General features: G+C 69.6%; 15 protein-coding genes and 1 pseudogene. 10 read left to right on the top strand and 6 right to left on the bottom strand.

Annotation, left to right across the window (positions count from 1 at the left end):
• Nucleotides 1–155 precede the first annotated feature (155 nt).
• Nucleotides 156–1,115: a prolyl aminopeptidase gene (gene pip / locus ABH941_RS04650; RefSeq protein WP_370127267.1), complete on the top strand. Its 960-nt coding sequence runs from the start codon at nucleotides 156–158 to the stop codon at nucleotides 1,113–1,115.
• Nucleotides 1,116–1,139: 24 nt separating this feature from the next.
• Here pip and ABH941_RS04655 read toward each other — a convergent pair whose 3' ends face one another.
• On the bottom strand, nucleotides 1,140–3,527 hold the full coding sequence (locus ABH941_RS04655) for a DEAD/DEAH box helicase (RefSeq protein ID WP_370127268.1): 2,388 nt from the start codon (nucleotides 3,525–3,527) through the stop codon (nucleotides 1,140–1,142).
• Between the two features lie 257 nt (nucleotides 3,528–3,784).
• Here ABH941_RS04655 and ABH941_RS04660 point away from each other — a divergent pair, with 257 nt between their 5' ends.
• Complete coding sequence (locus ABH941_RS04660; RefSeq protein ID WP_370127269.1) at nucleotides 3,785–5,311, top strand: NCS1 family nucleobase:cation symporter-1; 1,527 nt, start codon at nucleotides 3,785–3,787, stop codon at nucleotides 5,309–5,311.
• A gap of 72 nt (nucleotides 5,312–5,383) precedes the next feature.
• On the opposite strand, the gene ABH941_RS04665 is transcribed toward ABH941_RS04660, so the two are convergent.
• A complete protein-coding gene (locus tag ABH941_RS04665) occupies nucleotides 5,384–6,040 on the bottom strand; it encodes a Tat pathway signal sequence domain protein (protein WP_370127270.1) in 657 nt (218 codons plus the stop codon).
• A gap of 618 nt (nucleotides 6,041–6,658) precedes the next feature.
• Between ABH941_RS04665 and ABH941_RS04670 the strand changes: the two genes are divergently transcribed.
• The 3 genes from ABH941_RS04670 to ABH941_RS04680 all read left to right on the top strand — a co-directional run bounded on the left by ABH941_RS04670 (nucleotide 6,659) and on the right by ABH941_RS04680 (nucleotide 8,729).
• Nucleotides 6,659–7,405 (top strand): TetR/AcrR family transcriptional regulator, encoded by a 747-nt coding sequence (locus tag ABH941_RS04670; RefSeq protein WP_370127271.1) that lies wholly within the window; start codon nucleotides 6,659–6,661, stop codon nucleotides 7,403–7,405.
• Between the two features lie 248 nt (nucleotides 7,406–7,653).
• Nucleotides 7,654–8,307, top strand: coding sequence for a DUF6230 family protein (locus tag ABH941_RS04675; RefSeq protein ID WP_370127272.1), 654 nt, complete (start codon nucleotides 7,654–7,656; stop codon nucleotides 8,305–8,307).
• A complete protein-coding gene (locus ABH941_RS04680; protein ID WP_370127273.1) occupies nucleotides 8,307–8,729 on the top strand; it encodes a DUF6114 domain-containing protein in 423 nt (140 codons plus the stop codon). The genes ABH941_RS04675 and ABH941_RS04680 overlap by 1 nt, the downstream gene beginning before the upstream one ends.
• Before the next feature lie 252 nt (nucleotides 8,730–8,981).
• Here the strand turns inward: ABH941_RS04680 and ABH941_RS04685 are convergent, their stop codons facing one another.
• The gene (locus ABH941_RS04685; RefSeq protein WP_370127274.1) at nucleotides 8,982–9,863 is read right to left on the bottom strand and encodes an SDR family oxidoreductase; all 882 of its coding nucleotides are present in this window, start codon (nucleotides 9,861–9,863) and stop codon (nucleotides 8,982–8,984) included.
• 173 nt (nucleotides 9,864–10,036) lie between these two features.
• On the opposite strand from ABH941_RS04685, the pseudogene ABH941_RS04690 reads away from it, so the two are divergent.
• Nucleotides 10,037–10,174, top strand: a pseudogene (locus tag ABH941_RS04690) (MerR family transcriptional regulator); the annotation flags it as partial.
• Nucleotides 10,175–10,191: 17 nt separating this feature from the next.
• Here ABH941_RS04690 and ABH941_RS04695 read toward each other — a convergent pair.
• On the bottom strand, nucleotides 10,192–10,878 hold the full coding sequence (locus ABH941_RS04695; protein ID WP_370127275.1) for a transposase: 687 nt from the start codon (nucleotides 10,876–10,878) through the stop codon (nucleotides 10,192–10,194).
• A 111-nt stretch (nucleotides 10,879–10,989) separates the two neighbouring features.
• On the bottom strand, nucleotides 10,990–11,526 hold the full coding sequence (locus ABH941_RS04700) for a TetR/AcrR family transcriptional regulator (protein ID WP_370127276.1): 537 nt from the start codon (nucleotides 11,524–11,526) through the stop codon (nucleotides 10,990–10,992).
• A gap of 75 nt (nucleotides 11,527–11,601) precedes the next feature.
• Here ABH941_RS04700 and ABH941_RS04705 point away from each other — a divergent pair, with 75 nt between their 5' ends.
• From ABH941_RS04705 to ABH941_RS04715, 3 genes are read left to right on the top strand one after another with little or no spacing between them, the layout of a single operon-like run.
• Nucleotides 11,602–12,651 carry an aldo/keto reductase gene (locus ABH941_RS04705; protein WP_370127278.1) on the top strand — a complete coding sequence of 350 codons (1,050 nt, stop codon included), beginning with the start codon at nucleotides 11,602–11,604 and terminating at the stop codon, nucleotides 12,649–12,651.
• Complete coding sequence (locus tag ABH941_RS04710) at nucleotides 12,648–13,367, top strand: DUF998 domain-containing protein (RefSeq protein WP_370127279.1); 720 nt, start codon at nucleotides 12,648–12,650, stop codon at nucleotides 13,365–13,367. The genes ABH941_RS04705 and ABH941_RS04710 overlap by 4 nt, the downstream gene beginning before the upstream one ends.
• A gap of 10 nt (nucleotides 13,368–13,377) precedes the next feature.
• The gene (locus ABH941_RS04715) at nucleotides 13,378–14,427 is read left to right on the top strand and encodes an SDR family oxidoreductase (protein ID WP_370127280.1); all 1,050 of its coding nucleotides are present in this window, start codon (nucleotides 13,378–13,380) and stop codon (nucleotides 14,425–14,427) included.
• A gap of 399 nt (nucleotides 14,428–14,826) precedes the next feature.
• On the opposite strand, the gene ABH941_RS04720 is transcribed toward ABH941_RS04715, so the two are convergent.
• Nucleotides 14,827–15,483 carry a GntR family transcriptional regulator gene (locus ABH941_RS04720; protein ID WP_370127281.1) on the bottom strand — a complete coding sequence of 219 codons (657 nt, stop codon included), beginning with the start codon at nucleotides 15,481–15,483 and terminating at the stop codon, nucleotides 14,827–14,829.
• 150 nt (nucleotides 15,484–15,633) lie between these two features.
• Here ABH941_RS04720 and ABH941_RS04725 point away from each other — a divergent pair, with 150 nt between their 5' ends.
• Nucleotides 15,634–16,722: a mandelate racemase/muconate lactonizing enzyme family protein gene (locus tag ABH941_RS04725; protein WP_370127282.1), complete on the top strand. Its 1,089-nt coding sequence runs from the start codon at nucleotides 15,634–15,636 to the stop codon at nucleotides 16,720–16,722.
• Nucleotides 16,723–16,747: the final 25 nt, after the last annotated feature.

Raw genomic sequence — 16,747 nt, forward strand, 5'->3', positions numbered from 1 at the left:
ACTCTCTGTCACGAATGTGGATCATAGGCACCTGAATGCCCACTGATCGTCAGAATTCCCCCGTATGCAGGCAGAACACCACGTAATTTGTCAGCGGGGAGGGTATCCGGTCCATTGTTCGCGTGCGTCGCGATCAGAACCCTAGGATCGCCTCCATGGTTGACTTCTACCCTCCCCTCAGCCCCTACGACCACGGGTTCCTCGACACCGGGGACGGCAACCGCGTCTACTACGAACAACTCGGCAATCCTGACGGCAAGCCCGCCCTGAACGTCCACGGCGGCCCGGGCTCGGGCGCGTCGCGGCAGCCGACCAGGGCCTGGGACCCCGAGCGCTACCGCGTCATCCGCTTCGACCAGCGCAACTGCGGTCGCAGCACCCCGCACGCCGCCGACCCGGCGGCGGACATGAGCCTGAACACCACGCAGCACCTGATCGACGACATGGAGCGGCTGCGCGAGCACCTCGGCATCGAGAAGTGGCTGCTGAACGGCGCCTCCTGGGGCTCGACGCTCATCCTGGCCTACGCCCAGCAGCACCCCGAGCGGGTCAGCGAGATGGTCATCCCGGCGGTGACGACCACGCGCCGCTCCGAGATCGACTGGCTCTACCGGGGCGCCGGACGGTTCTACCCCGAGGCCTGGGACCGGTTCCGCGACGGCGTCCCCGAGCAGGAGCGGACCGGCGACCTGCTGGCGGCCTACGCACGGCTGATGGAGAACCCCGACCGGGCCGTCCGGGAGAAGGCCGCCGCCGACTGGCTCGCCTGGGAGGACGCGGTCATCTCCAACGAGCCCAACGGTGTGCCCGGTATGTACAGCGACCGCGAGATCGACGCGCAGATCGCGTTCGTCCGGATCTGCGCCCAGTTCTTCAGCAACGGCGCATGGCTGGAGGAGGACCAACTGCTGCGCGACGCCCACAAGCTGGCCGGGATCCCGGCGGTGCTGGTCCACGGCCGGCACGACATGGGCAGCCCGGTCCAGACGGCGTGGAAGCTGGCGAAGGCCTGGCCGGGCGCGCGACTGCACATCATCGAGGACTCGGGCCACGCCGGCAGCGACACGATGGGGCAGACGGTCCGAGCGGCCATCGAGGAGTTCAAGAACCGGTAGTTCTCGGGTTCCTGTCGGGTCAGGTCAGGGTTGCACGTCAAGGTGGAAAAGGTAGCCGACGACGTCGTGTTCGACGCGATCCGACATCTGTGCGAAGAGCCGGTCGGCCTCACGCCGGTAGTGGTCGAACGGGTCGCCGCCAGTAAGCGACTGCAGGGCGCTGTTGTTCATCAGATCGTCGAGCGCTTCCAGGTGTTGCCGCCAGGACCGGTCGAGCACCGACAGGCAGACCCGGCGCTCCAGATCCTCCATGACGGCGGTGGACAGGGATGTCTCGCGCCGCTGGTAGGCGGCGTGCACGTCGGCGCGCACCGCTGCCGCCAGCGCTTCCCGGGGTGGCACGGCGGCACGTCCGGCCGGGGCCTGGGTCAGCGAGGCGACGGGCAGGCCGACCGGGTAGAGCTCGGCCAGGGCCTGGTGCAGCCGCTCGGCGCCTTCCCGCCCCGGGACCGCTGTTTCGACGAGGTGTCCTACGCTGGAGTCGACGGCGGCCGCGACCCAGGCGCGGACACCCTGGTTCTCCAACAGCTCCCGGCGCCGACGGTAGATCAGGTCGCACTGCTCGCCGGCTACCTCGTCGTAGCGCACCTTCCGGCACAGGTTCTCCACCTGCTGCTCGGTCCTGCGGTCCAGTCCCCGCTCCAGTGCCCGTGTCGTTGCGGCACCGGCAATGGGCTCCGTACCACCGCTGAGCATCAGCGACCGGTGCAGCATGCCCAGTATTCGGGCCGATATCAGCGGTGCCAGCGACGTGTCGTCCAGGGCGACGAACACCTCGGATGCCCCGGGGTCGCCCCTGCGTCCCGCCCGGCCGCGCATGTGCAGTTCCAGCCGCCGGGACTCGAACAGGTCCAGGGCGAGGACGTAGAGGCCACCGCTGCGGACCACTGCGTCACGGTCGGCGGCGTGCTCGCCTCCGAGCCGGATGTCCACCCCGCGCCCGCCCATCCGGGTCACCACGGTGACCGCTCCGACTCGCCCGGCACGCGCGATGATCTCCGCTTCGGCGGCGTGGTTCTTCGCGGTCAGCATCTCGTGCGGAATCCCCTGCTCCGCCAGGGCTGCGGACACCTGCTCGGCCTGGGCGATGGACGTGGTCCCGAGCAGCACCGGCTGGCCCGTCGCCCGGCGCTTCGCGGTCGTGCGCAGGGCGGCCGCAAGTCTGAGGTCCCCGTCAGCGAAGTAGGAGACGGGATGGTCCACCCGCAGTACCGGCCGGGCGGTGGGTACTCGCACTGTTTCCAGGCCGTAGATCCGCGAGTAGGCCCTGGGCTCGGTGGCCACACCGGTGATCGCGGCCAGCCGCTGGTACCCGCGCAGGAACATGTCCACCGAGACCGAAGCCAGGATCTGGCTCTGCTCCGGGATCTCCAGCCCTTCCTTCACCGCGAGCGCCTGCATCACTTCGCTCCCCAGGGAGGTCGCGGTGCTCAACCTCCCAGTGGTCAGGTCGACGATGCGGATCTCGCCGTCCTCGACCAGGTAGTCACGGTCGCGCCGGTAGACCTCCCTGGCCTTGAGCACCCCGTCCAGGGCGCGCAACAGGTCGGGACCGGCGGAGTTGTAGAGGTCGGTCACACCGAGCTGGTCCTCCACCCTCTCCAGACCCGTGTCGGTCAAGGCGACCTGCTGGCGGTGCGGGTCGACGGTGTAGTGCATTCCGGCCCGCAGCCTGGCGACCACTGCGGTCATGGTGCGGTAGTCGGGGCCGGTGTGCTTCACGGTTTTGGACAGGTTCGGCCGCTGACGCGCTTCGTCGACCATGACGAAGTCGGCCTCGTCCACGATCGCCAGGTACCGGCCGCGCTGGACCGTCTCGTCCTCGGTCCAGGCAATGTTGTCCCGCAGGTAGTCATAGACGAAGGCCTGCACGGTTCCGTAGGTGACGTCGGCCGCGTACGCCGCGCGGGCCCGCAGCCGCTTCTCCTGCGGCGGACCGGCCGCCTCCCGGACCATCCCGCAGGTCATCCCCAGATTCTCGTAGACCGGGCGCAGTGCGGTCGTGTCCCGTTCCACCAGATAGTCGTTGGCCGTCATGACATGGACCCCGGAGCCGCCCAATGCGCCCAGGAACGCGGGCAGTACGATCGCCAGGGTCTTGCCCTCGCCAGTCTTCATCTCCACCATCGAGCCGTGGTGCAGGGCGATCCCGCCGATGAGCTGCACATCGTCCAGGCGCAGCCGCATCACCCGGCGCACGCTCTCCCGTACCACGGCTGCGGCCTGCGTCAGCAGCGCATCTGACGGTCCACTCGCGTGTTGCTGCCGCAACTCCTCGACCAGGACCACCAGTTCTGCATCCGACCGTGAACGCACGGACGACTCCAGTGCGTTGGCCGCAGCCACGATCCTCCGGCACCGGGCCGACATCCGGTCCCCGGGCCCGAACCTGCCCGGCCACACTCGTCCCATCCCTGTCTCCCCCCGAAGCGGGTACCGCACAGTGACGGTAGTGGACCTGCCGGTCCGACGACAGGTCCACCGTCGCGCTTTGATGCCGCGACCTCAATTCCACCATGCGAAATCGTGCTTCCGATGTTGATGCGGCGCTTACACCGCCGGAATCGGCACGAAACGCGCTGGCCCTTCTCTGTATTTCATCTGGCACCTGATCTGCGGCAACGGCGCCGCAAGAGTGCTTCTGCAGGTCGGCCCAGCAAGGAGAGAGCATGACGGCGACAGAGAGCACGGCCCCCACGCCCGTCCCGGAGGACCCAGGCGCGACCCCGGTCCCGTCGGATTACTCACCGCGGCTCTACAACGACGATCTGGCCCCCGCCACCGAGCGGAAGTGGGGGGCGTTCAGCATCTTCAACGTCTGGACCTCGGACGTGCACAGTCTCTACGGCTACTTCCTGGCCGCAAGCCTGTTCCTCGTCGCCGGCAACACCTTCAAGTTCGTCATCGGGATCGGCGTGGGCTCCCTGGTGATCTACTGGCTGATGACGCTGATCGGCAAGGCCGGGGTGAAGACCGGCGTGCCCTATCCGGTGCTCGCCCGGGCCTCGTTCGGCACCTTCGGCGCGAACGTCCCGGCGCTGGTGCGGGCCGTGGTCGCCACCTTCTGGTACGGGGCGCAGACCAGCGCCGCGGCCGGCGCGATCGTCGCGTTCCTCACCAGGTACAGCGGCCCCAGGCACTTCGACGCGACCACCCACCTGCTCGGGCACAGCGGCCTGGAGGTGGTGTGCTTCCTGGGCGTGTGGGCCGCCCAGTTGCTGATCATCAGCAAGGGAATGGAGACGGTGCGCCGCTTCCAGGACTTCGCCGGGCCGGTCGTCTGGCTGATGATGCTGGTCCTCGCCGTCGTCCTGTCGGTCAAGGCCGGCGCGCTGTCCTTCTCCGTCGACATGCCGGCCAAGGATCTCGCCGCGCTGGCCAAGAGCTCGACGGGCCTGAGCGTGACCCCCGGCTCGCTGGCCGCGATCGCGGCGATAGCGGCGACCTGGATCACCTACTTCGCGGCTCTGGTCCTCAACTTCGGCGACTTCGCGCGATTCGTGCCCGACGAGAAGACGCTGCGCAAGGGGAACATCTGGGGGCTGCCGGTCAACCTCATCCTCTTCTCCTTCGTCGCCGCCCTGACAACCGCGGCGGCCAGCAAGGTCTACGGTCAGGTGATCCTGGAACCCGCCAAGATCTCGGCCAGGTTCGGCAGCGTCTATCTCGTCCTGCTCGCCGCCCTGACCTTCGCGGTCGCCACGCTGGGCATCAACGTGGTCGCGAACTTCGTCAGCCCGGCGTTCGACTTCGCCAACGTCGCCCCGAAGTACATCGACTTCCGGCGCGGAGGCATGATCGCCGCCGTCATCGCGCTCCTGCTCTACCCGATGCACCCGTGGGACAACGCGCCGAGCTTCGTCAACGCCATCGGCTCGACCATGGGCCCGATCTTCGGCGTGATCGTCGTGGACTACTACCTGATCCGCAAGGCGCAGCTCGACGTCCCGGCGCTCTACCGGGAGAACGGCGAGTTCCGCTTCCAGGGCGGCTGGAACATCCGGGCCTTCGCCGCCGGGGCCGTTGGCGCGGTCTTCTCCAGCCTTCTCCCGATCTACGGGCCGGCCGGCTACAGCGCGGCGCTCGGGCCGTACAGCTGGTTCATCGGCGTCATCGTCTCCGGCTCGCTGTACTTCGCGGTGAGCGGCGGAAGGAGCCGGATCGTCGCGGCGCTCCCGGCGGACGCCACGGCCTGATGGAGGCCCCTGTCGGCGCGGCCCCGCGGTGCTCGGACAGCACCGCGGGGCCGCGCCGAGGTCTGGCCCGCCTCAGTTGACGTAGACCGAGGGGCTGCCGCTGACGCTGCTGTCGGCGATCGGCGCGTACGTGGCGGTGAAGTAGCCGCTGCTGAAGCAGAGCGAGGAGCCGGAGGACTTGGTGAACGCCTGGTTGCTGAAGGTGATGCTGTTGTCGGTGTTGGACGTGGTTCCGCTCAGGCTCGGCGCCTGGTAGACGCAGGTGATGCTGCCGAGCAGGGTGCTCAGAACCACCGTGGTCTGGATCGCGGTGCCGCTCGGGGCCACCGTGAGGGTGCCGTTCGAGTTGACGGACGTGGTGTAGGGCAGGGCGTTCACCGTGATGCTCTTGACCGCCAGGACGCCGAAGACGTTGCTGGTACAGCTGCTGAACGTCTGGGCGGTCGCGGACTCGGTGGCGGTGCCCGAGGTGGCCGGGTTGCTGGTCACCGTGGCGGTGAGCTGCGAGGAGGTGCAGGTGATCCCGCTGGTGCCGGTGCTGCTGGAGTAGAGGGTCGCATTGGTGCCACTGGCGAGCGGGGCGGTCAGTACGTCGCCGACCGCGACGGCGGTGCCGCCGGCGCTGCCGTAGGTCAGCACGGCGTCGTCCGCGGATGCGGAGGTGATCGGGGTCAGGGCCAGTGCCGAGGCGGCGACGACGGCGAGGGCGAAGGCGGGGCGCTTGCGCATGGGGGAGTCCTCTTTCGGGTGGGGGAGAGCAAAGGGGTGGGGTCGTCAGGGGAACGGTGACGGAAGGTGCGCGCGGCAGGCGGCAGTTGGGTGCCGCTGCCGGTCGGAGGCGACTTCTCCCTGCGCCTCGGACCGGCAGCGGCGGTCTTTGGGCCGACCGCTCGACACATGGCGTATCGCGCGCGGGGGTCCGGCACGCATGCGGTGTCGGGTCCGTGTCGCTGACGTGGATTCGATCGCGGCGGTCGCGCCGGCGGCGTACTTGTTGACGCTGCCCCGGTCCGCGAAACTTGCGGCGGGGCTGCTGGTCCGGCAGGCCCGGAGCGCGGGGGGACCGGGGGGTCAGCGGAGCTGTGGTGGTGCCGATGTGCGCCGGACGTGGTCGACGGGGGATGCCGTCCGGGCAGGCTGCCTCGATGTGGAACGCGCCAACGGGGCGGAGACGGTCATGAGCACGGGCTCCTTGCTACGGGATCGTGCCGGGAGGACTGGTGCCGCGGTTTCCCTCGGAGGGTGGCTCGCAAGGGCCCGGCGCCACGGGCCTGCAGGAGAGGAAAACCTGCGAGAGTTGTAAACCTGATGGGTATTCATAGTCAAGCACTTGGAAGGAAGTTCGAGATGAGAGCCAGTTCCTCGCCGCCCTTTCCCCTGGTGCTCCCCGGCACGCGGGCAGGCCGTGACCCGGAACGATCGATACCGCGCGGGCCGCGGCGTACCCCGCCCGAGGTGGTCGCCGCCACCCAGCGCGACCGGCTGCTCGACGGAATCGTCCGCACGGTCGCGCAGGTCGGCTACGCCCGTGCCCGGATCAGCGACATCTGCCAGGCCGCGGGGGTCACCAGGCCGGTCTTCTACGAGCTGTTCAAGGGCAAGGAGGATGCCTTCATCGCCGCCCACCGGTACGGGACGGCACTGGTCATCCGGGCCATGGAGGACGCGTACGAGCAGGCGCCGGACTGGCCGACCGGTGTCCGGGCCGGCCTCGGCGCGCTGCTCGGCATCCTCGCCGAGGCGCCCGCCTTCGCGAGCCTGGCCATCGTCGAGATCGACGCGGTCGGGCCCGCCGGACGCGAGGAGCGCGAGGCCCTGCTCGCACGGTTCCGCGGGTTCTTCGCCGACGTCCCCGGAGCCGAACTGCCGATCCCCGAAGCCGAGTTGGTGGACACCGTGATCGGCGGGGTCTACGCCGCGATCTACCGCCGCGTCGCCGCGGGGCGAGCCGACGACCTCCCGGCCCTGCTGCCGGGCCTGACCTTCTTCGTCCTGGCTCCCTTCCTGGGCCCGGAGCAGGCCGGACCCTGCCTCGCCGACCCCGGCCCGGCCGCGGCGCTCTCGCCCTCGTCGGCGCCCTGCCTGGCGCCCTGACGGCCCGGGGGCATTCGGCGCACGGCCGACGCGCCGTCAACACGCTTTGTTCACACATCCCTTGACGTGTTCACTACCAAGCGGTAGCTTCCAGTCGCCACCACCTGTGAGTCGCGCCACCCCACCGCTCGACCGGGAAGCCGGGAGTGACACCTCGCAGCCATCGTCCGCGCCAGGACATCGTGCCCAGCAAGCTCGTGCATGCCCACTCTCGTGGGCCTCTGTCAGGCCCGATTCCAGGAGCAACCATGGCCCTGCCCACCGACGTCCCCTCTCACGACTCCGAGCCGCCCGCGGCGGAGACCCCGACCAGACCCGGGCGTACCCGGCTGCGCCGGGCCGCGGTGATGGCGGTTCCGGCCGTCGCCGTGACCGCGACGATGATGGTCCTCACCGCCCAGGGCGCGCTGGCCGCCCAGTTCTCCATCTCCGGAATGCCCTTCACCGTCACCGCGGACAAGCTGCAGGGCACCGGTTTTGAGCAGTTCGGCGGCCTGGACAACATGGCCGACAACAGCCCGAACGCGGGCAGCTCCGGCGGCCAGGAGCTGGTCGTGGTCTCCGCGATCAAGTCGGCGACGCTGACCAACCTGTGCCAGAGCGTCGACCTCGGCGGCATCAACCTGCGCATCACCGCGGGCACCGGCAGCAGCCCGGTCAGCGCCAGCCACCTCACCACCGACTCCACGCTGGTGTCCGGTGACGCCTCGTTCAACAACATCGAGATCGGCGGTGACGCCAGCACCTTCACCGAGGCCGGCGTCGCGGGCCCGCTGGGCGTCTTCGGCCAGCAGGCCGACACGGTCACCATCAACAACCTGCGGCAGACCAACTACGCCACCACCGCGGCGGTGTTCACGCTGCCGGGTCTGAACCTGAGCTTCTCCGACAAGGCCTGCTGATGGGAGCGTTCAAGGCGTGGCGCGGCGGCCGCCCCTTCTGGGGCGGTCTGCTGCTCACCCTCTCCGGCGCCGAGATTCTGGTGACGGAGAAGGCCGCGCTCCCGGTCGTGATGCACGTCGGCATGGAGGGAATCGCGGCCTACCTGGTCCCGAGCCTGATGGTGGTCTGCGGCCTGCTGGTCCTCTTCAACCCGGCTCAGCGGCTGTTCTACTCCGTGGTGGGCGTGCTGCTGACCCTGGGCAGCTGGATCACCTCCAACCTGGGCGGCTTCATCGTCGGGCTGCTGCTCGGCCTGGCCGGCAGCTGCCTCACCTTCGGCTGGCTCCCCGACCAGAACCCCAGGCGCCGCCTGTTCCGCCGACCCGGACCCCTGACCGACCCCACGCCGTCCCCGGACGGCCCGGCCGGTGCGGGGGTGTGAACCGCCCCTGCTGTGGAGCTCCACAGCAGCGAAAGCCCGATCGCTGCTGTGGGCCACGACCTTGCCCACGCCGCCCTGGACGGCGGCACCGCCGATGAAGGCGGCGGCGATGGCATCGAGTTCGAAGGAGTTGCCCGCCGTCGGTCCGGCCTGGACCTGCACGGTTTCGCTGGCTGCCCGGCGGGCGCGGGATTCCCCGGGCATCGGCGACGCTGAGGCGACGATCGGCGCGCTGTACCGCATCTGCAGGATTTACGCGCTGGTCGGACTCACTGACCCATGGGCGAGCGCGGCGCGCACGGCATCGCGGTGGGTGGTGGCCGCGCGACCGATCAGACGTGGCAGGTCGTCACTGTCGGTGTACAGCTCGCCTCGTGCCAGGCCGGCGTCGGCATCGGCCAGCACCGTCGCCATTTCGGCCGGAAGCCCGGCGCCGGTCAACGCCTCGGCGTAGGCAGCGACCGGCAGATCCCGGTAGGTGATGTGTGTGCCGAGCTCCTCGCCGATCGTGGCGGCCAGGTCGGACAGCGTGAATGGTTCGCCGCCCAGTTCGTAAGTGGCTCCCTCGTGGCCCGTTTGGGTCAGCGCGACCGCTGCTGCGTCGGCGTAGTCACGGCGGCTCGCAGCGCTGACGGCGCCGTCGCGCGCGCTGCCCAGCAGCACGCCGTGCTGGCGGATCAGCGGGAGCTGGCCGGTGTAGTTCTCCAAATACCATCCATTGCGCAGGATGACGAACGGAATCCCGCTCTCGCGCAAGTACTCCTCGGTTCGACGGTGCTCCTCGGCCAGCCGCATGCGCGCCGTGGCTGCGTTCAGCGAGCTGGTGTAGACGAGTTGCTTGACGCCGCCGGCGCGCGCCGCATCGATGGCACGGCGGTGGTTGGCGAACCGCTCGCCCACGGTGGTCGTGGACACCAGCAGGAGGCTCTCGGCTCCCGCGAACGCCGCCTCCAACGGCGCCAGGTCGGCGAAGTCCACGCGGCGCGTGGTGACGCCGCGTGAGCCGACCTGCTCCAGCTTGGCGGCATCCCGACCCGTCGCGACGATGTCGTCGGCGGGTGTGCCGGCTTCGAGCAAGCTTTCCACGACGAGACGTCCGAGGTGTCCGGTCGCTCCGGTGATCACAACCGACATGGCGCTGGTCCCTTTCTCGATGGCTTGGCCGCTTCAGATGGCTCGGCTGTCGCCCTGTGTTTCCCGCGTCCCGGGCTCGCGAGCTACGCTAGAACCTGACATTGATGTCAGAGGCAAGTCATGTGGCGCAGGTCACGTGGGCAGGACATCGGTCGCAGCGAGGAGTGGCGGGCATGCGCATCGGGGAGCTCGCGCGACGCAGTGGCGTCAGTGTCAGGTCTCTGCGCTACTACGAGGAGCAGGGCCTGATCACGAGCGAGCGCAGCGCGCGTGGGCAACGCCGCTTCCGGGACGAGGACGTCGAGCGGGTCCTGTTCCTGCAGCGCCTCTATACCGCGGGACTCTCCAGCCGCACCATCCTGGAGCTGCTGCCCTGCGTGGACTCGCCGAGCTTCGACAACTCCCGGTCCGCGCTCGAGCGGATGGCCCAGGAACGCGAGAAGCTCTCGTCCCACATCACAGACCTCATCAACACCCGCGACGCGCTGGACGCAACGATGGCTCGGGCCCGCCGGGCCCAGCAGGCACAGGAACGAGAAAAGGCCCATCGGTAGGGCTTGGCGTCGTCCTGGCTGGCGACATCGGCTACGTCCAGGGGGCGGTTCTGCCATTCGACCATGCCCGCCGACACGCTGCCGGTGATCGTGGAGATCGTCTGCTTGGAGACCTCGGTTCCGTAGATCTCCCGCGGGTGGGCGGAGATCTCCCGTGCGTCGGGTCCCACCTCGGTGGTCACCGTCTTGGACCGGTGCCCGTTGCGATGGTTCGGCACCTGGTCGCCGGTGGTGACCTCATGCCGACCACGGCCCAGGTGGTCGGCCAGCTCACCTTCGAGCGCCGACTCCAGCACCCGCCAGGTGAGCTCGGCCAGCAGGCTGCCCTCACCGCTCAGTTTCATCCCGCCGGCCCGGGCCTGGGCCACCAGCTGCCCGACCAGGTCCCGGTCCAGCACCTCCAGCCCAGCGTCCCCAGCTCCAGGCACGGCCCCCTCGGCGATCTCGGTCCCATTCGTCACGCTAGTCATCAACTAGCGCTTGCTGTCCGGGACTTCCCACCCCTCACCGTACAGACCCTGGCCTCACGGGAGCTGGGGGTGGGAGTTCGGACCCTGTCTCGTGCTCGGCATCTACGGGTGCGTGCGAAGTCCGTCGAGGATGAGCGCGAGCATGCGGGGGGCCGGGTCTTCGGGGGTGGACGTGGCGCGCCAGAGTGCGCCGGTGAGCTGGAGGAAGTCGCCGGGACAGGCGTCCTCGCGGATGGTGCCGTCTGTCTTGCCGGCGTCAAGGAGTTGTGTGAGGGCGGCGATGACGGGGCCGTAGCTCTGCTCGGTGATTGCCTGGTGCGCGCCCGGGCCGAGGGCGTCGCCGAGGCCGTGCTTTCTGCGCATGGCCTCGACGAGGTCGGTCGTCCAGTGGCGCAGTGCCTCCAGCGGCGGCATCCGGGCCAGCAGGTCGGGCACGGTGCTGGTGATGCGTGCCACCTCGTCCTGGTAGACGGCCAGGACCAGCGACTCGCGTGTGGGGAAGTTGCGGTACAGGGTGCCCGGGCCGACTCCGGCGCGCTGGGCGATCTGGTTCGTCGACGTGCTGCCGTCCGCCGCGAGTGCTTCGCGTGCGGCGGCGAGGATGCGCGCCCTGTTCTCGCGGGCGTCTGAACGGACCACTGGACCTCACCTTGATAAGTGGAGAGTTCTCCACTACGTTTAATGGAGAGCTCTCCACATACTCTAAGGAGCGTCATGCATTACATCAAGCTCGGCACGACCGGCCTCGACGTCTCCCCGATCGCGATCGGCGCGATGACCTACGGCGAACCCGACCGCGGCCACCCGGTCTGGTCGAAGGGCGATCAGGACGCGCGACCGCTCATCAAGCACGCGGTGGAGGCGGGGATCAACTTCTTCGACACCGCGAACATGTACTCCAACGGCTCCAGCGAGGAGATCCTCGGCCGCGCGCTCAAGGACTTCGCCGACCGCGACGCCGTGGTGATCGCCACCAAGCTGCGCCATCCGATGCGGCTGGGACCCAACGGCCGGGGCCTGTCACGCAAGGCGATCATGACCGAGGTCGACCACTCGCTGCGCCGCCTCGGCACGGACTACATCGACCTCTACCAGATCCACCGCAACGACCACTCCACCCCCTGGGAGGAGACCCTCGAAGCGCTCAGCGACCTCGTGAAGGCCGGCAAGGTCCGCTACCTCGGCGCCTCGTCCATGCACGCGTGGGAGTTCGCCAAGGCGCTGCACCTGCAGGAGCAGAACGGCTGGGCGCGGTTCGTGTCGATGCAGGACCACTACAACCTGCTCGCCCGTGAGGAGGAGCGCGAGATGATCCCGCTGTGCCTGGACCAGGGCGTCGGCACGGTCATCTGGTCGCCGTTGGCCCGCGGCCGCCTCGCCCGCGCCTGGGACGACGCCCGCTCGACGGCGCGCTCCGAGACGGACGGCGCCTACGCGGACCTGCTCTACTCGCCCACAGAGGAGGCGGCCAACCACGCGATCATCGACGCGGTCGGACAGGTCGCGGGCGCCCACGGCGTCAGCCGCGCCCAGGTCGCGCTCGCCTGGCTGCGACGCCAGCCGGTCGTCACCGCACCGCTGGTCGGCGCCGGCTCGATCGGGCAGATCGACGAGGCGGTGGCCTCCCTCGATGTCGAGCTCACCGACGATCAGGTGCGCGCCCTGGAGGCCCCCTACACCCCCCGCCACGACTGGCAGGGCGTCTCCGACGAAGCCGAGATGGAGGCCATCCGCAAGCGCGTCCCCGGAATGGCTCTCGCGTGAACCCCATCGTCCGCTCCGGCGCCGCTGCCCGCGCCGGAGCCCTCCTCGTCCTCCTGGGCCCACTCGTGTCCTGGGTCGCCGAGCTCATCACCGCAGCCGCCTGGCAGGACCCGCCGTACTCGCCCCTGCACAACTGGGTCAGCCACCTCGGCCTGACCGGCCCGCCGCAGACCGCGTTCGGACAGGTCGCCAACTCCCCCCTGGGTGCCGTCATGGACGCAGGCTGGGTTGCCTACGGCACCCTCCTGATCGTCGGCGCGTTCCTCGTATTCGACCCGCGCAAGGGCACCCGCCCGATCATCATCCTGATCCTCGCCGTCCTCGCCGGCGCCGGGGTCTCGCTCGTCGGCATCTTCCAGGGCTCCAACGCCGACGTCAGCAACGGCCTGATCGCATTCCACACCTTCGGCGCGCAGGGCGTCATGCTCGCCGGCAACTTCATGGCGATCGCCGTCGGAGCCGGCGGTGCCCGCATCGGCCTCACCAGGGGCCGCTCCATCGCGAGCATCGCGCTGGGCACCGTCGGACTGATCGCATTCCCGGTCTTCATGGCCGACGTGTTCACCGGCTGGATGTGGAACATCGGCCTGTTCGAGCGCGCCGTGATCTACCCGATCATGATCGGCCACGTCCTCCTGGGAAGCAGCCTGGCCGCCGCCCAGCGGCACCACGCGCCGCACCCACTGGCACCCCTTAGCGCACGAGTCGAGAGTTGAGGAGAGACAGATGACACAGGTACTGGTCACCGGAGGCACCGGTTTCATCGGGAGCTGGTGCGTGACGGCTCTGCTCGACGCCGGGCACACCGTCCGCACCACCGTCCGCGACCTTCGGCGCGAGCCGGCACTGCGCTCCTGGCTCCACGCCGCCACACCCTTCGACGACGACCGTCTCACGGTCGTACGCGCCGACCTCGAACACCCCGACGGCTGGAAAGCTGCCGTCGCCGACTGCGACTTCGTCCTCCACGTCGCCTCGCCGACCCTGCGCCATACACCGGCCAACGACGACGAGCTGGTGGTCCCGGCACGCGAGGGCGTCTTGCGCGTGCTGCGCGCCGCCCGCGACGCCGGCGTCCGCCGCGCTGTCCTCACCAGCGCCTTCGGTGCCATCGGGATCGGGCACCCCCCGCGCTCGACCCCGTTCACCGAGGAGGACTGGACCAACGTCGACAGCGATATCCCGCCCTACCAGCGGTCCAAGACGCTCGCCGAACGCGCCGCCTGGCAGTTCGTGCAAGACGAAGGCGGTGGTCTGGAACTGGCAGCCGTTCATCCCGTGGGGGTCCTCGGCCCACTGCTCTGCCCGGACGACCCGCCATCGCTGCGCCTGGTGCGCAGAATGCTCGAGGGACAGGTTCCTGCGTGCCCTCCCTTCGGGATGGGCTTCGTGGACGTGCGCGACGTCGCGGACCTGCACCTGCGCGCGATGACCGATCCGGCAGCCGCCGGCGAACGTTTCCTGGCCATCGCCGGACGCAGCCTGCGCGTCGTCGACATCGCACGCATTCTGCATGACCGCCTCGGTGAGCGCGCCGCGAAAGCCCCGACCCGTGAACTGCCCGTGTGGCTCGCGCGCGCACTGGGCATCGTGAACCCGGAACTGCGACTGCTCAGGCACCAGCTCGGCCGGGATCTGGACGCCACAAGCGCCAAGGCGGAGCAACTTCTCGGGTGGCGAGCACGTCCCATCCAAGACACCATCGCGGACACCGCCGAGAGCCTCCTCGCCCACGGCATCGGAACTGGGTGCGACTCCTCTGGAGTGAAGGGCTGAGTTGCGGGAGCGGCGCTTGGGGCTGTGCTCGGGGCGGCTCGTCTCTACCGTGAAGGTGGAGGAGGACGCCTCGGCCGTGAAGATCGAGGGCACCCGGTCGAAGCTGAAGCGGCTGGTGGAGCGGGGCCGGCAGGACGAGGACGCCCCCGGGCTGTTCGCACCGGCCCGCCGCCGGACCGGGCCTTTGCCCAACTTGCGCCATCCTGCGGCCCCGGCTGGGCAACCAGCCGAGCCCGGGGCGGGTGCCGTACCTCCTCAGCCCCGTTCTCTTCCGTCAGAGCGCCTGCTCCGGAGCACCGGCCCCCATCTGACGCGGCACCAGGCCGATACGCGCAGGCCGCGGACCCTCCATCGCCCTGGCCGGATGATCGACCTCCCAAGGACCTTGAACGCCGACCGCTACGGCAGCGTACTGAGCAGGCGCTTGTGTGCGCGGCTCAGGTGGGTGCGCATGGTGGCTGCCGCGGCGTCGGGGTCGTGTTCGCGCAGGGTGTCGAGGATGCGCTCGTGCTCCCGGCAGGTGTCCTCGGCGATGCCCTCGCGGAAGTAGAGCCGGTAGAGGTGGGTGTGCGCGTGCAGCCGCTCCAGCGTGGCGCGCATCAGCGCGCTGCCCCCGGCGGCGGCGATGCGGTCGTGGAAGAGCGCGTCATGGCGTACGAACGACTGCAGCGCCTCGTGCGGCTCCGCGGCCTGCGCCCTGCGCATCTCGGTGAGGTATCCGGCCAGCACGTCCAGGTCCGCCGCGTCGGCGTGCTCGGCCGCGCGGGCCGCCGCGGCGGGTTCCACCAGCATCCGCAGCTCGAAGAGTTCGTCGAACTCCCTGGTGCTGAGCAGCGGGGCCGCCGTGTAGCCGGCCAGCGTCCGCTTCAGCGCCAGGCCCTCGGCCTCCAGACGGGCCAGGGCCTCCCGTACCGGGGTCGGCGAGACGTCCAGGGCCACGGCCAGGGCGTTGATGTTCAGTTTTGAACCGGGTTCGATCGCGTGCTCCAGCAGCTGCTGCCGGATCGTGTCGTAGACCGTGTCCGCCAGCACCTGCTTGCGTGGCGTCGGAGCCATCGGCCCTGCCCCTCTCTTCCCTCGTGCAGTTTCCCAGATCCTACACGATCGCCCTGCATTTCGATCAGGTAACGCATCTTGACTGGGATCGAAGTGGGTCTAGCCTCATGGAAACTATACGATCCACGCTGGAAGTCGGGGCGAGCAGACATGACCACGATCGTCGGCGCACACGCCTACCTGGTCGATGTGGAGGTCGAGAAGGAGCGGACCGACGCTGTGCAGGCGTTTCTGAAGCAGGAGACCGTCTTCGTCGAGATCCGCACCGACGACGGCCGGACCGGCGTCGGCTACTCCTACACGATCGGCACCGGCGGGCGGTCCGTGCTGGCGATGCTGCAGCAGCACCTGCTGCCCCGGCTCCCCGGCCAGGACGCGGCAGCCGTGGAGCGGGTCTGGTTCGACCTGTTCGCCTCCACCCGGGCCACCACCGTCGGCGCGATCACCTCGCTGGCCCTGGCAGCGGTGGACACCGCCCTGTGGGACCTGCGCTGCCTGCGGGCGGACGAGCCGCTGTGGAAGCTCGCGGGCGGATTCCGCCGCGAGGTCCCGCTCTACGACACCGAGGGCGGCTGGCTGCACCTGTCGACCGAGGAACTGGTCTCCGGTGCGCTGGCCTCGCAGGCGGCAGGCTGGCACGGCGTCAAACTGAAGGTCGGCAAGCCGAGCGTGGGCCAGGACCTGGCACGCCTGCGGGCGGTACGGGACGCCGTCGGCCCCGGGCTGGACGTCATGGTCGACGCCAACCAGTCGATGACCCACGCCGAGGCCCGCCGCCGGGCCGCCGCCTTCGAACCCCTGGACCTGGCCTGGTTCGAGGAGCCGCTGCCGGCCGACGACGTCGCCGGGCACGTCCTGCTGTCGCGCTCGACCTCGATCCCGGTGGCGGTCGGCGAATCCCTCTACTCCGTCGCCCAGTTCCGCGAGTACCTGGCCCGGGGAGCGGCTTCGATCGTCCAGGTGGACGCGGCGCGGGTCGGCGGGATCACGCCCTGGCTGAAGGTGGCCCACCTCGCGGAGGCCTTCAACGTCCAGGTGTGTCCGCACTTCCTGATGGAGTTGCACGTCAGCCTGGCCGCGGCGGTCCCCAACGGCCGCTGCGTGGAGCACATTCCGCAGCTGCGTGCCATCACCGACGGCCAGTTGGAGATCACCGACGGCCACGCCGTGGCACCGGACCGTCCCGGCCTGGGCATCGCCTGGGACCGGGACGCGATCGACGCCCGCCGCGTCGCCTGAAAAGCACGACCCCGACACTCGAAGG

The organism is Streptacidiphilus sp. EB103A, assembly GCF_041261405.1.
Taxonomy (GTDB): Bacteria; Actinomycetota; Actinomycetes; order Streptomycetales; family Streptomycetaceae; genus Streptacidiphilus.

Excerpts from the sequence above, each read along its gene's own strand:
- ABH941_RS04665 (WP_370127270.1), bottom strand. The coding sequence starts at position 6,040 with ATGCGCAAGCGCCCCGCCTTCGCCCTCGCCGTCGTCGCCGCCTCGGCA.
- pip (WP_370127267.1), top strand. The coding sequence starts at position 156 with ATGGTTGACTTCTACCCTCCCCTCAGCCCCTACGACCACGGGTTCCTC.
- ABH941_RS04670 (WP_370127271.1), top strand. The coding sequence starts at position 6,659 with ATGAGAGCCAGTTCCTCGCCGCCCTTTCCCCTGGTGCTCCCCGGCACG.
- ABH941_RS04705 (WP_370127278.1), top strand. The coding sequence starts at position 11,602 with ATGCATTACATCAAGCTCGGCACGACCGGCCTCGACGTCTCCCCGATC.
- ABH941_RS04660 (WP_370127269.1), top strand. The coding sequence starts at position 3,785 with ATGACGGCGACAGAGAGCACGGCCCCCACGCCCGTCCCGGAGGACCCA.
- ABH941_RS04715 (WP_370127280.1), top strand. The coding sequence starts at position 13,378 with ATGACACAGGTACTGGTCACCGGAGGCACCGGTTTCATCGGGAGCTGG.
- ABH941_RS04675 (WP_370127272.1), top strand. The coding sequence starts at position 7,654 with ATGGCCCTGCCCACCGACGTCCCCTCTCACGACTCCGAGCCGCCCGCG.
- ABH941_RS04720 (WP_370127281.1), bottom strand. The coding sequence starts at position 15,483 with ATGGCTCCGACGCCACGCAAGCAGGTGCTGGCGGACACGGTCTACGAC.
- ABH941_RS04685 (WP_370127274.1), bottom strand. The coding sequence starts at position 9,863 with ATGTCGGTTGTGATCACCGGAGCGACCGGACACCTCGGACGTCTCGTC.
- ABH941_RS04655 (WP_370127268.1), bottom strand. The coding sequence starts at position 3,527 with ATGGGACGAGTGTGGCCGGGCAGGTTCGGGCCCGGGGACCGGATGTCG.
- ABH941_RS04680 (WP_370127273.1), top strand. The coding sequence starts at position 8,307 with ATGGGAGCGTTCAAGGCGTGGCGCGGCGGCCGCCCCTTCTGGGGCGGT.
- ABH941_RS04725 (WP_370127282.1), top strand. The coding sequence starts at position 15,634 with ATGACCACGATCGTCGGCGCACACGCCTACCTGGTCGATGTGGAGGTC.